This is a genomic window from Pseudomonas sp. TE9122, assembly GCF_056278925.1.
Window position 1 is genome coordinate 5,249,034 of sequence record NZ_JBWBQI010000001.1, and the last position, 13,472, is coordinate 5,262,505.

Sequence of the window (13,472 nt, forward strand, 5' to 3'; positions counted from 1 at the left end):
CATTCGCCGCACTGCGCTACAATCCTGCGCCTTTGCTGCCAGTCGGCTTAAATTCATTGAAATCGCGCCTGCGAAACAGCGTTTCGCGCCGATCTGCATTGCGAGGTCACCGCCATGGTGCACAGCATGACCGCCTTCGCCCGCGTCGAGAAAGCCGGCGTTCAGGGCACCCTGAGCTGGGAACTGCGCTCGGTCAACAGCCGCTATCTGGAACCGCACCTGCGCTTGCCCGAATCGTTTCGCGACCTCGAAGGCGCCGTGCGTGAAGCACTGCGTCAGGGCCTGTCGCGGGGCAAACTGGAATGCACGCTGCGCTTCACCGAAGAAAGCACCGGCAAACCGCTGCAAGTGGACCGCGAGCGCGCCGCGCAACTGGTGGCCGCTGCGGAAACCGTTGCCGGTCTGATCAAGAATCCTGCTGCGCTGAATCCGCTGGAAGTGCTGGCCTGGCCCGGCGTGCTGGTGGCCGATGCGACCGACCCGCAAGCGCTGAACGCCGAAGCGCTGGCGCTGTTCAATCAGGGCTTGAAGGATCTGAAGGCTGGTCGCGAGCGCGAAGGCGCGGAGCTGGCTCGCTTGATCAACGACCGCCTGACTTCCATCGAAGAAGACGTGGTGACCCTGCGTGAACTGGTGCCGCAGATGCTCGCCACCCAGCGCCAGAAGGTTCTCGACCGCTTCGCCGACATGAAGGCTGAGCTCGACCCGCAGCGCCTGGAACAGGAAATGGTCATCCTCGCGCAAAAAAGCGACGTGGCCGAAGAACTGGATCGCCTGAGCACTCACATCATCGAAGTCCGCCGGGTGCTCAAGTCCGGTGGTGCCGCCGGGCGGCGTCTGGACTTCCTGATGCAGGAGCTCAACCGCGAGGCCAACACACTGGGCTCCAAAGCCTTCGACCCGCGCAGCACCCAGGCCGCCGTCAACCTCAAGGTGTTGATCGAGCAGATGCGCGAACAAGTGCAGAATATTGAGTAAGGCTACCCTGACATGACCCAACACACCGGCACCCTGTACATCATTTCCGCGCCATCGGGCGCGGGCAAGAGCAGTCTGGTCAAGGCGTTGACCGACGCCGACCCGGAGATCCGCGTTTCGGTCTCGCACACCACCCGCGCCATGCGCCCGGGCGAAGTGGATGGCGTGAACTACCATTTCGTGACCCGCGAAGAGTTCGTGAAGATGGGCGAGCACGGCGACTTCCTTGAACGCGCCGAAGTCTTCGGCAACTTCTACGGCACCTCGCAAAGCCGCCTGCAGCAGACGCTGGACGAAGGTCACGACCTGATTCTGGAAATCGACTGGCAAGGCGCCGAGCAAGTGCGCAAACTGATGCCGCAGGCGCGCTCGATCTTCATCCTGCCGCCATCGCTGCAAGCCCTGCACCAGCGCCTGACCAACCGCGGCCAGGACAGCGACGAGATCATCGACGGCCGCATGCGCGAAGCGGTCAGCGAGATGAGCCATTACGTCGATTACGATTACCTGATCATCAACGACGATTTCGCCCACGCGCTGGACGATCTGAAAGCGATTTTCCGCGCCAATCAGCTGCAACAGAAACGCCAGCAAGTGCGTTTCGGCAAATTGCTGGCTGAATTGCTCGGCTAAAACAGCACTTCCCAAAATGCCTGCAAGCGCTTTACATTGGTGCTTGCAGCGCGTTGAAGGGTCTGGTCAAAAAATCAGCGCTTCCCTAATCGCTGGTGATTTTTTAAACTGCTCAGTCCGCTCGCCCAACCGGGCAGCGCGCATATTGCATTCGCTCCGAGGAATACCATGGCCCGCGTAACCGTTGAAGACTGCCTAGAACACGTGGAAAACCGCTTTGAGCTGGTCATGCTCTCTACCAAGCGTGCCCGTCAACTGGCCACCGGCGGCAAAGAGCCATTGGTGCAGTGGGAAAACGACAAGCCGACCGTTGTCGCGCTGCGTGAAATTGCTGAAGGCCTGATGAGCTACGAGTTCATCGCCGAGCAGGAAATCGTCCAGGATGAACCGCTGTTCGCAGCGTTCGAGGACGAGTCGAACGAGGCCGTCTAAGCCTATGCCTGGTCGACGTAGCACGGCGCGGGGTCACAGCTTTCGGCAGGAATCATCATGCCGAGCATAGACGCCCTCGCCGATCGCTTATCGACCTACCTCGGCAACGACCAGGTCAACCTGGTCCGCCGAGCGTATTTCTACGCCGAACAAGCCCATGACGGTCAACGCCGTCGCAGCGGCGAGGCGTATGTCACGCATCCTCTTGCCGTGGCCAATATTCTTGCCGACATGCACATGGACCATCAGAGCCTGATGGCCGCGATGCTGCATGACGTGATCGAAGACACCGGTATCGCCAAGGAAGCGCTGCAAGCGCAGTTTGGTGAAACCGTGGCCGAACTGGTCGACGGGGTCAGCAAACTGACCCAGATGAACTTCGAGACCAAGGCCGAAGCACAGGCTGAAAACTTCCAGAAAATGGCCATGGCCATGGCGCGCGACATCCGGGTGATCCTGGTCAAGCTCGCCGACCGCCTGCACAACATGCGCACGCTGGAAGTGCTGTCCGGCGAAAAACGCCGGCGCATCGCCAAGGAAACTCTCGAGATCTACGCGCCCATTGCCAACCGGCTGGGCATGCACGCGATCCGCATCGAATTCGAAGACCTCGGCTTCAAGGCCATGCACCCGATGCGTTCCGCGCGGATCTACCAGGCGGTCAAGCGCGCCCGGGGCAACCGCAAGGAAATCGTCAACAAGATCGAAGAGTCCCTCGGCCATTGCCTCGCCATCGACGGCATCCAGGGCGAAGTCAGCGGTCGGCAGAAACACCTCTACGGCATCTACAAGAAAATGCGCGGCAAGCGTCGGGCCTTCAACGAGATCATGGACGTTTACGCGTTCCGGATCATCGTCGACAAGGTCGATACCTGCTACCGCGTATTGGGTGCTGTGCATAATTTGTACAAACCGTTGCCAGGGCGCTTCAAGGATTACATCGCGATCCCCAAGGCCAACGGCTATCAGTCGCTGCACACCACGCTGTTCGGCATGCACGGTGTACCGATCGAGATCCAGATCCGTACTCGCGAAATGGAAGAGATGGCCAACAACGGCATCGCCGCCCATTGGCTGTACAAATCCAGCGGCGACGAGCAGCCCAAAGGCACGCACGCCCGCGCTCGCCAGTGGGTCAAAGGCGTGCTGGAAATGCAGCAACGCGCCGGCAACTCGCTGGAATTCATCGAAAGCGTGAAGATCGACCTGTTCCCGGACGAGGTTTACGTGTTCACGCCCAAAGGCCGGATCATGGAGCTGCCAAAAGGCTCCACGGCGGTCGACTTTGCCTACGCAGTGCACACCGATGTCGGCAACAGCTGCATCGCCTGCCGCATTAACCGTCGTCTCGCACCGCTGTCCGAACCGCTGCAAAGCGGCTCCACGGTCGAAATCGTCAGCGCCCCCGGCGCACGGCCGAACCCGGCGTGGCTCAACTTCGTGGTCACCGGCAAGGCACGCACACATATTCGTCATGCACTGAAACTGCAGCGCCGCTCCGAGTCCATCAGCCTTGGCGAACGCCTGCTGAACAAGGTGCTCAACGGTTTCGACAGCTCGCTAGAAAAGATTCCGGCCGAGCGCGTCAAAGCCATGCTTACCGAATATCGTCTCGAACTGATCGAAGACCTGCTCGAAGACATCGGCCTGGGCAACCGCATGGCTTATGTCGTTGCCCGTCGCCTGCTCGGCGAAGGTGAGCAGCTGCCGAGCCCGGAAGGTCCGCTGGCGATTCGCGGTACCGAGGGCCTGGTGCTCAGCTACGCCAAGTGCTGTACACCGATCCCGGGCGACCCGATTGTCGGGCACCTGTCGGCGGGCAAAGGCATGGTCGTGCACCTGGATAACTGCCGCAACATCAGCGAAATCAGGCACAACCCGGAAAAATGCATCCAGCTCTCGTGGGCCAAGGATGTCACCGGCGAATTCAACGTCGAGCTGCGCGTCGAGCTGGAACACCAGCGTGGCCTGATCGCCCTGCTGGCCAGCAGCGTCAACGCGGCCGACGGCAACATCGAGAAAATCAGCATGGACGAACGCGATGGTCGCATCAGCGTCGTGCAGTTGGTGGTCAGCGTCCACGACCGTGTGCACCTGGCCCGCGTGATCAAGAAACTGCGCGCCTTGACCGGGGTGATCCGCATCACCCGCATGCGCGCATAACCTGCCTATTACAAGGAGTCCTACATGACCAAAACCGTCATCACCAGCGACAAGGCCCCGGCCGCCATCGGTACTTACTCCCAGGCGATCAAGGCAGGCAACACCGTGTACATGTCGGGCCAGATTCCTCTGGACCCAAAAACCATGGAACTGGTTGAGGGCTTCGAAGCCCAGACCGTCCAGGTCTTCGAGAACCTCAAAGCCGTGGCCGAAGCTGCCGGCGGTTCGTTCAAGGACATCGTCAAACTGAACATCTTCCTCACCGACCTGAGCCACTTCGCCAAGGTCAACGAGATCATGGGCAAGTACTTCGACCAGCCATACCCTGCCCGCGCCGCCATTGGCGTGGCCGCCCTGCCGAAGGGTGCGCAGGTTGAAATGGATGCCATTCTGGTCATCGAGTGATGCGCACGGCGCGGCCTTCACGCCGCGCCGACTGCCGCAAGAAAAGGTTTTGAAAGGATTTCACCATGCGCAAAGCGCTAGCTCTCTCGCTGCTCGCCCTGTTTCTCGGCGGCTGCGCCAGCGACCCTGCCGACCGTGACATCAGCGGCACCTGGATCAACCAGGTGGCGATCGATGCCGCCGCCAAGGGCGGTCCCCTGCGTGAAGCGCTGCAGGCTTACGGCCCGAATCTGGAGTGGGACGTCAACACCAAGGCCGGCCAGGCCCGCTATACCAACGGTTTTGAGAACGTCGAAGGACGGCTGCTGGGCGAAGAGTCCGGCGCCTGGAAAGTCGATTTCTACGGCAGCTCCGCCAGCGAACTGAAACGCGATGGCGGGCGCCTGCAGCAAGCTGCCAGCGACAACGAACCCGAACAAGTCTTCGATCGCGCACAGATCCCCGTGCCGGAAGGCGCGCCAATCGGTGCCAGCTTCGAACGCGCGCTCTACTCAGCATACCTGGGCGGCAACTGGACCATCGCCAGCGGCCAGGGTGAAGGCGGCACCGTGCAGTTCCAGGCCGACGGCCAGGTGACCGGCCTGCCGGGCGTTGACCGTTATGCCTTGTGTCTGGCCGGCGATTGCGCGTCCATGAGCAATGGCAACGACAGCATGTGGCTGCAACTCAATGGCCAGGGCAATAACTGGATCTTTGTGCGCAAGGGCAAGGAGCTGGAGATTCTGCAGGCAGTCAATGCTGCGCTGGCAGATGAGCAACCGCAGTTTGCCGCAGGTGAGCGCAAGTGGTTGCTGGAAAAGCAGTAACCTGCTGAAAAGATCGCAGCCTTCGGCAGCTCCTACTTTGGAATGCATTTTCCTGTAGGAGCTGCCGAAGGCTGCGATCTTTTGCTTTTAGCGACCTTCCAGGATCGCTGCATAGCCTTCGCGGTAACTTGGATACTTCGGCACCCACCCCAACGCTTTCGCCCGCGCATTGCTGCAACGCTTGCTGCCGGTGCGCCGCACACTGGCGTCGTCCGCCCATTCAGTCACACCCAGGTACTCGCGCAACCAGCCCACCACCTCGGCCAATGGCGCTGGCGCGTCATCCACACCGATATAGAGCTCGTCCAGCTTGACGCCCTCGCAGTCTTTTTCCAGCAAGAACGCCAGCAGCCCCGCTGCATCATCGGCATGAATACGATTGCCATACAGCGGTGGCTCCGTAGCCACGCGATAGCCGCGACGCACCTGAGTCAGCAGCCACTCGCGGCCCGGGCCGTAAATGCCGGTCAGCCGCAGCACACTTGCCGGGATGCCGCTATTGAGCGCGACCTGCTCGGCTTCGAGCATCAAGCGACCTGAATAACCGGCCGCGACCGTCTCGGAGGTCTCATCCACCCATGCTCCGTCCTGCTGGCCGTACACGCTGCTGCTGGACACGAAGATCAGCCTCTCGGGCACTTGCCCATAGTCACCCAGCCAGCTCAGCACATTCTGCAAACCCTGCACGTAGGCCTTGCGATAGCCCTCTTCGTCGTGATCGGTGGCCGCGGCGCAATACACCAGATAGTCGACAGCGCCTATCGGCCAGGTCGCCGGGCACTCTTCGCTGAACAGGTCGCCGGCGACGCCGATGACACCCTCCGGCAGCTTGGAAACGTCGCGGCGCAGGCCATGAACCTGCCAGCCAGCCGCCAGCAATTGCGTGGCCAGACGACTGCCGACATCACCACAACCGGCAATCAAAAGAGAAGGCGCGGACATCAGAAAACTCCCATCGGAAAGGCACAGACTAGCTCTGGCACAGGACGAACGGCTAGCAATGAAGGAAAAAAAGTTACTCTATTACTTTTGTTAACAAGAATTACTTGCAATAATGCACGCCACTTTTGTTCTCGGCCTCACGAGGCCTGGAAGAGCAACAACGTTTTTCTATCTCAGGTCCGGCCAGCATGACACGTAATCAAACTCCCGCTTCGCCAACCACTCGACCTCGCGCCTGGAGCGCCGTCGCGGCTCTGTTGCTCAGCCTGATGCTGGCACCGACCGCCGCCTTCGCCGACGCCCAAGCGCCCGCCACCCCAGCCGCCACCGAGCAGAGCGCACCCGCTGCCGCTCCGGCTGCACCAGCCGCCACCGATCCGGTGCAGGCTGTCGACGCCGCCGACGCACCTGAAGCCCTCGAAGCCGACAACACCTTGGGCATGGCCCACGACCTTTCGCCGTGGGGTATGTACCAGAACGCCGACATCATCGTGAAAATCGTGATGATCGGTCTGGCCATCGCTTCGATCATCACCTGGACTATCTGGATCGCCAAAGGCTTCGAGCTGATGGGCGCCAAGCGTCGTCTGCGTGGCGAAATCGCTGCACTGAAAAAAGCCACCACCCTCAAGGAAGCCAGCGCCACGGCTGGCAAGGAAGGCACCCTCGCCAACCTGCTGGTGCATGACGCGCTTGAAGAGATGCGCCTGTCGGTCAACAGCCGCGAGAAAGAAGGCATCAAGGAACGCGTCAGCTTCCGCCTCGAGCGCCTCGTTGCTGCCTGCGGTCGCAACATGAGCAGCGGCACCGGCGTCCTCGCCACCATCGGTTCGACCGCACCGTTCGTAGGTCTGTTCGGTACCGTGTGGGGCATCATGAACTCGTTCATCGGCATCGCCAAAACCCAGACGACCAACCTTGCAGTTGTCGCACCGGGTATCGCTGAAGCGCTGCTGGCCACTGCACTGGGTCTGGTTGCGGCGATTCCTGCTGTGGTGATCTACAACGTCTTCGCCCGTTCCATCGCCGGTTACAAGGCGCAGGTCTCCGATGCCTCGGCAGAAGTCCTGTTGCTGGTCAGCCGCGATCTCGACCACCAGCCTGAGCGCAGCTCGCAGCCGCACATGGTTAAAGTGGGGTAATCGGCCATGGGCCTGCATTTGAAAGAAGGCGCAGACGACGATCTGGCCGAGAACCACGAAATCAACGTCACGCCGTTCATCGACGTGATGCTGGTGCTGTTGATCATATTCATGGTGGCCGCGCCGTTGGCCACTGTGGACATCAAAGTCGACCTGCCGGCCTCGACCGCCAAACCGGCGCCGCGGCCAGAGAAACCGGTGTTCCTCAGTGTGAAAGCGGACCAGCGCCTGTTCCTCGGTGACGACGAAGTGAAAGCCGAAACCCTCGGCGCCACCCTCGACGCCAAGACCCAGGGCAAGAAAGACACCACCATCTTCTTCCAGGCCGACAAAGGCGTGGATTACGGTGACCTGATGAGCGTGATGGACAGCCTGCGCGCCGCCGGTTACCTGAAGGTTGGTCTGGTCGGACTTGAGACGGCAGCCAAGAAATGATCACGACGCGCCATAAGCTGACGCGTTACAGCGGTAGCCTGGCCGTGGTGCTGGGCGTGCATGCGCTGGCCATCGCGCTGGCGCTGAACTGGACTGCCCGCCCGCCCATCGAATTGCCGCCGCAGGCAATGATGGTCGAGTTGGCCCCGTTGCCTGCCCCGCCACCGCCGGCTCCGCCGAAAGTCGTCACACCGCCGCAGCCACCGGCTCCGGTGGAAGAATTGCCGATTCCGAAACTGGCTGAAGCACCGAAAGCGGAAATCGCGGTACCGAAACCCAAGCCGAAGCCCAAGCCAAAACCGCCGAAGCCGGTCGAGAAAAAACTGCCAGAGCCGCCGAAGGAAAAACCTTCCGAGGAGAAACCGGCCGATACGCAACCGACCCAGGCACCGACGGAGAAATCCGCCCAGCCGGCACCGGGCCCATCGCCAGCTCAAGTCGCGGCCAAGGCCAGTTGGCAAGGCGCCCTGCTCGCGCATTTGCAGAAGTACAAGAAGTACCCGCAGAGTGCGCAGTCGAGGGGCAAGGAAGGCTTGAATCGTCTGCGCTTCGTGGTTGATGGCGAAGGTAATGTGCTGTCGTTCGAACTGGTGGGCCGCTCTGGCAACGCTGATCTGGACCGGGCCACCCTGGACATGATCCGCCGCGCGCAACCGCTGCCCAAGCCGCCGGCCGACATGCTCAACAACGGCTCGATCGAAATTGTTGCGCCGTTTGTTTATTCGCTCGAACGCCGCCGCTAAGCAACACCGCAATACCTGTGGGAGCTGGCTTGCCAGCTCCCACAAGGTTCTCCGCCAGCCGAGAGAACCAAGCCAAGAGGCACCGAAAGGTGCCTTTTGCATATCTGCCAGCGGCAAACCGACCTCGACCGGTGTCGCACTCAGCCCGCAGTCTGATAACGTGCGTCTATCGATTGCAGCCGGTATGCTTGGCGCGCATCTTCATGGACGCTTGCTATGACCCTCACAGAATTACGCTACATCGTTACCCTCGCCCAAGAGCAGCACTTCGGCCATGCCGCCGAGCGTTGCCACGTCAGTCAGCCGACGCTGTCGGTGGGCGTGAAAAAACTTGAAGACGAACTCGGTGTGCTGATTTTCGAGCGCAGCAAAAGCGCCGTGCGCCTGACCCCGGTCGGCGAAGGCATCGTCGCCCAGGCGCAGAAAGTCCTGGAACAAGCCCAAGGCATCCGCGAACTGGCCCAAGCCGGCAAGAACCAGCTGACCGCACCGCTGAAAGTCGGCGCCATCTACACCGTCGGCCCGTACCTGTTCCCGCATCTGATTCCACAACTGCACCGGGTCGCCCCGCAGATGCCGTTGTACATCGAAGAAAACTTTACCCACGTGCTGCGCGACAAACTGCGCAACGGCGAGCTCGACGCGATCATCATCGCCCTGCCGTTCAATGAAGCCGACGTGCTGACCCTGCCGCTTTACGACGAGCCGTTCTACGTGCTCATGCCGGCCCAGCATCCGTGGACCAAGAAAGAATCCATCGACGCCGGCCTGCTCAACGACAAGAGCCTGCTGCTGCTCGGTGAAGGTCACTGTTTCCGCGATCAGGTGCTCGAAGCCTGCCCGACCCTGACCAAGGGCAATGACGGCGCCAAGCACACCACGGTGGAATCCAGCTCGCTGGAAACCATTCGCCACATGGTCGCGTCCGGCCTGGGCATCTCGATCCTGCCGCTGTCGGCGGTGGACAGCCATCACTACGCCCCCGGCGTGATCGAAGTGCGCCCACTAACCGCGCCGGTGCCGTTCCGCACCGTGGCGATCGCCTGGCGCGCCAGCTTCCCACGGCCGAAAGCCATCGAGATCCTCGCCGACTCCATTCGCCTGTGCTCGGTGGCCAAGCCAGCGGCGCCGGTTACGGCCGGTTAAGCGAGCGTCATGACGGAGCTGTCGCAAGTGTCGGTGACGGCACTCAAGGGTGTCGGCGAAGCCATGGCCGAGAAACTGGCCAAGGTCGGCCTCGAGAATCTGCAGGACGTGCTCTTCCACTTGCCGCTGCGTTATCAGGATCGCACCCGCGTGGTGCCGATCGGCGCATTGCGACCGGGGCAGGACGCCGTGGTCGAAGGCATCGTCAGCGGTGCCGACGTGGTCATGGGTCGCCGGCGCAGTCTGGTCGTGCGCTTGCAGGACGGCACCGGCGGGCTGAGCCTGCGCTTCTACCATTTCAGCAACGCGCAGAAGGAAGGGCTCAAGCGTGGCACGCGGGTTCGCTGCTACGGCGAAGCCCGGCCCGGCGCCTCAGGCCTGGAAATCTACCACCCCGAATACCGCGCCATCACCGGCGACGAACCGCCGCCAGTGGATGAAACCCTGACCCCGGTCTACCCGCTCACCGAAGGCCTGACCCAGCAGCGCCTGCGCCAGTTGTGCATGCAGACCCTGACGCTGCTCAAGCCGAGCACCCTGCCGGACTGGCTGCCGACCGAACTGGCCCGCGACTATCAATTGGCGCCGCTGGCCGATGCGATCCGCTATCTGCACAACCCGCCCGCCGATGCCGACGTCGATGAACTCGCCCTTGGCCATCACTGGGCGCAGCATCGTCTGGCGTTCGAAGAACTGCTCACGCATCAACTGTCGCAACAGCGTCTGCGCGAAAGCATGCGTTCCCTGCGCGCGCCAGCGATGCCGAAAGCCACCAGGCTGCCGCCGAAATACCTGAAGAACCTCGGCTTCAACCCGACCGGCGCGCAACAGCGCGTCGGCAACGAAATCGCCTACGACCTCAGCCAGCACGAACCGATGTTGCGCCTGATTCAGGGCGACGTCGGCGCCGGCAAAACCGTGGTTGCCGCCCTCGCCGCCCTGCAAGCGCTGGAGGCCGGTTATCAAGTTGCGCTGATGGCGCCGACCGAGATCCTCGCCGAACAGCACTTCATCACCTTCAAACGCTGGCTCGAACCGCTGGGCATTGAAGTCGCGTGGCTGGCCGGCAAGCTTAAGGGCAAGAACCGCGTCGCCGCGCTGGAACAAATCGCCAGCGGCACACCGATGGTGGTCGGGACCCACGCGCTGTTTCAGGACGAAGTACAGTTCAAGAATCTGGCGCTGGTGATCATCGACGAACAGCACCGCTTCGGCGTGCAGCAGCGTCTGGCGCTGCGGCAGAAAGGCGTCGGCGGGCGCATGTGTCCGCATCAGTTGATCATGACCGCCACACCGATTCCACGCACGCTGGCAATGAGCGCCTACGCCGACCTCGACACCTCGATCCTCGATGAATTGCCGCCCGGGCGAACGCCGGTCAACACCGTGCTGGTCACCGACACCCGCCGCGTCGAAGTCATCGAACGGGTGCGCAGCGCTTGCGCTGAAGGTCGTCAGGCCTATTGGGTGTGTACGCTGATTGAAGAATCGGAAGAGCTGACCTGCCAGGCCGCCGAAACCACGTTTGAAGACCTCACCGCCGCCCTCGGCGAATTGAAGGTCGGGCTGATTCACGGGCGCATGAAACCGGTAGAGAAAGCCGCCGTCATGGCCGAGTTCAAGGCCGGCAACCTGCAACTGCTGGTCGCCACTACAGTGATCGAAGTCGGCGTCGACGTGCCCAACGCCAGTCTGATGATCATCGAAAACCCTGAACGCCTTGGTCTCGCACAGTTGCACCAGTTGCGCGGTCGGGTTGGTCGGGGCAGCGCGGCCAGCCATTGCGTACTGCTCTACCATCCGCCGCTGTCGCAGATCGGTCGCCAGCGCCTGGGCATCATGCGCGAGACCAACGACGGTTTCGTCATCGCCGAAAAGGACCTCGAACTGCGCGGCCCCGGGGAAATGCTCGGCACCCGCCAGACCGGCCTGCTGCAATTCAAGGTCGCCGACCTGATGCGCGACGCCGATTTATTGCCCGCCGTGCGCGATGCAGCCCAGGCTTTGCTGGAGCGCTGGCCGACCCACGTCAGCCCATTGCTTGACCGTTGGCTGCGGCATGGGCAGCAATACGGCCAAGTGTGAGCACCGTCGCAGTTTGTGCAGGATCGTTCCTACAGAGCTGGTTATACTCCTGCCATTGTTTCAAAAACGGATACAGACCATGACCGAAGCTGCTCTCGTCCCCGAATCTCCGCAAGCTCCGTCTGTTATTCGGCTGCTGCTCAACAAGCTGGGCGTTGCCTACGAAGAAGTGCCCGACCACCACGGCCTCAATGCCTCGCGCAAAGTGCAGGCCGTGTTGCTGGACGACGCCGTGGGCGCGTTGATGGTGCTGTTTCCACAGAGCCAGTTGCTGGATCTCAATCGCCTCGCCGAACTCACTGGTCGCCGACTCACAGCCGTGTCCACCGAACGCCTGGAAAAGATGCTCGGCAAACACAATCTGAGCCTGCTCCCAGGCCTGCCGGCGCTAACCAGTTCGCCGTGCCTCTACGAAGAAAGCCTGCTGCGCGAGCCGAAGCTGCTGATCAACTCCGGCGAGCCGGGCCTGCTGCTGGAAATCAGCAGCGAAGACTTCAAATCGATGCTGACCAAGGCCAGCGCCGCCAACTTCGGCGAAGCCCTGAGCAGCATCCGCCCGAACCTCGACCGCCCGGACGATGACCGCGAGGAAATCACCCAGGCCGTGCAGGCGTTCACCGCGCGGCGCATTCAGCAGCGTCTGGAAGCGACCATCGAGATTCCGCCGCTGGCCGAAACTGCGCAAAAAATCATCAAGCTGCGCGTTGACCCCAATGCCACCATCGACGACATCACCGGCGTGGTTGAAACCGACCCGGCGCTGGCCGCGCAAGTGGTGAGCTGGGCTGCGTCGCCGTACTACGCCTCGCCGGGCAAGATTCGTTCGGTGGAAGACGCGATCGTCCGCGTGCTGGGCTTCGATCTGGTGATCAACCTCGCGCTGGGCCTGGCCCTCGGCAAGACCCTGAGCCTGCCCAAAGACCACCCGCAACACACCACGCCGTACTGGCAGCAGTCGATCTACACCGCCGCCGTCATCGAAGGCCTGACCCGCGCCATGCCGCGCGCCCAGCGCCCGGAAGCAGGCCTGACGTATCTGGCCGGTCTGCTGCATAACTTCGGTTACCTGCTGCTGGCCCACGTGTTCCCGCCGCACTTCTCGCTGATCTGCCGCCACCTGGAGGTCAACCCGCACCTGTGCCACAGCTACATCGAGCAACACCTGCTCGGTATCAGCCGTGAACAGATCGGCTCGTGGCTGATGCGCTACTGGGACATGCCGGATGAACTGGCCACCGCCCTGCGCTTCCAGCACGACCCAAGCTACGACGGCGCCTACGCCGAATACCCGAACCTCGTCTGCCTGGCCGTACGCCTGCTACGCAGCCGCGGGATTGGCTCCGGGCCGGATGAAGATATTCCGGATGCCCTGCTTGAACGCGTCGGCCTGAGCCGTGACAAAGCCAACGATGTCGTCAGCAAAGTGCTTGAGGCTGAAGTGCTGCTGCGTGAACTGGCTTCGCAGTTCAGCCAGGCCTGAAAAGCTTCGCAGGCAAGCCCGCTCCCACAAGATCGATGCGATCTTCAGGAGCGGGTGCGTTGCGGCCAACTGTTGATTATTG

At 61.9% G+C, this 13,472-nt stretch carries 13 protein-coding genes; 12 read left to right on the forward strand and 1 reads right to left on the reverse strand.

Translation table 11 applies throughout. From position 1 onward, the window contains the following. Positions 1–114: 114 nt before the first annotated feature. The 6 genes from ACZ9BE_RS23785 to ACZ9BE_RS23810 all read left to right on the forward strand — a co-directional run bounded on the left by ACZ9BE_RS23785 (position 115) and on the right by ACZ9BE_RS23810 (position 5,417). Entirely contained in the window at positions 115–978 is an 864-nt protein-coding gene (locus tag ACZ9BE_RS23785; protein ID WP_016770639.1) for a YicC/YloC family endoribonuclease, read from the forward strand. A 12-nt stretch (positions 979–990) separates the two neighbouring features. Further along, positions 991–1,611 (forward strand): guanylate kinase, encoded by a 621-nt coding sequence (gene gmk, locus ACZ9BE_RS23790; protein ID WP_039757364.1) that lies wholly within the window; start codon positions 991–993, stop codon positions 1,609–1,611. Between the two features lie 168 nt (positions 1,612–1,779). After that, complete coding sequence (rpoZ, locus tag ACZ9BE_RS23795) at positions 1,780–2,043, forward strand: DNA-directed RNA polymerase subunit omega (protein WP_008030604.1); 264 nt, start codon at positions 1,780–1,782, stop codon at positions 2,041–2,043. 57 nt (positions 2,044–2,100) lie between these two features. Beyond that, positions 2,101–4,206: a bifunctional GTP diphosphokinase/guanosine-3',5'-bis pyrophosphate 3'-pyrophosphohydrolase gene (spoT, locus tag ACZ9BE_RS23800; protein WP_007920338.1), complete on the forward strand. Its 2,106-nt coding sequence runs from the start codon at positions 2,101–2,103 to the stop codon at positions 4,204–4,206. Between the two features lie 24 nt (positions 4,207–4,230). Then, positions 4,231–4,611 (forward strand): RidA family protein, encoded by a 381-nt coding sequence (locus ACZ9BE_RS23805; RefSeq protein WP_014340863.1) that lies wholly within the window; start codon positions 4,231–4,233, stop codon positions 4,609–4,611. Between the two features lie 65 nt (positions 4,612–4,676). After that, positions 4,677–5,417 carry a hypothetical protein gene (locus tag ACZ9BE_RS23810; RefSeq protein WP_024014801.1) on the forward strand — a complete coding sequence of 247 codons (741 nt, stop codon included), beginning with the start codon at positions 4,677–4,679 and terminating at the stop codon, positions 5,415–5,417. 87 nt (positions 5,418–5,504) lie between these two features. On the opposite strand, the gene ACZ9BE_RS23815 is transcribed toward ACZ9BE_RS23810, so the two are convergent. After that, a complete protein-coding gene (locus ACZ9BE_RS23815) occupies positions 5,505–6,359 on the reverse strand; it encodes an SDR family oxidoreductase (RefSeq protein WP_476250003.1) in 855 nt (284 codons plus the stop codon). Positions 6,360–6,547: 188 nt separating this feature from the next. Here ACZ9BE_RS23815 and exbB point away from each other — a divergent pair, with 188 nt between their 5' ends. The 6 genes from exbB (at position 6,548) to ACZ9BE_RS23845 (ending at position 13,390) form a co-directional block, all read left to right on the forward strand. Next, on the forward strand, positions 6,548–7,501 hold the full coding sequence (gene exbB / locus ACZ9BE_RS23820; RefSeq protein ID WP_041476629.1) for a tonB-system energizer ExbB: 954 nt from the start codon (positions 6,548–6,550) through the stop codon (positions 7,499–7,501). A gap of 6 nt (positions 7,502–7,507) precedes the next feature. Beyond that, on the forward strand, positions 7,508–7,936 hold the full coding sequence (gene exbD, locus ACZ9BE_RS23825; RefSeq protein ID WP_016772535.1) for a TonB system transport protein ExbD: 429 nt from the start codon (positions 7,508–7,510) through the stop codon (positions 7,934–7,936). After that, the gene (locus tag ACZ9BE_RS23830) at positions 7,933–8,679 is read left to right on the forward strand and encodes a TonB family protein (protein ID WP_024014804.1); all 747 of its coding nucleotides are present in this window, start codon (positions 7,933–7,935) and stop codon (positions 8,677–8,679) included. The genes exbD and ACZ9BE_RS23830 overlap by 4 nt, the downstream gene beginning before the upstream one ends. Before the next feature lie 216 nt (positions 8,680–8,895). Next, positions 8,896–9,825, forward strand: a complete 930-nt coding sequence (locus tag ACZ9BE_RS23835) for a hydrogen peroxide-inducible genes activator (RefSeq protein WP_024014805.1) — start codon at positions 8,896–8,898, stop codon at positions 9,823–9,825. Between the two features lie 9 nt (positions 9,826–9,834). Next, on the forward strand, positions 9,835–11,910 hold the full coding sequence (gene recG, locus ACZ9BE_RS23840; RefSeq protein WP_476250004.1) for an ATP-dependent DNA helicase RecG: 2,076 nt from the start codon (positions 9,835–9,837) through the stop codon (positions 11,908–11,910). 79 nt (positions 11,911–11,989) lie between these two features. Then, positions 11,990–13,390: an aminoacyl-tRNA deacylase and HDOD domain-containing protein gene (locus tag ACZ9BE_RS23845; RefSeq protein ID WP_256807632.1), complete on the forward strand. Its 1,401-nt coding sequence runs from the start codon at positions 11,990–11,992 to the stop codon at positions 13,388–13,390. The last annotated feature ends 82 nt before the right edge of the window (positions 13,391–13,472 follow it).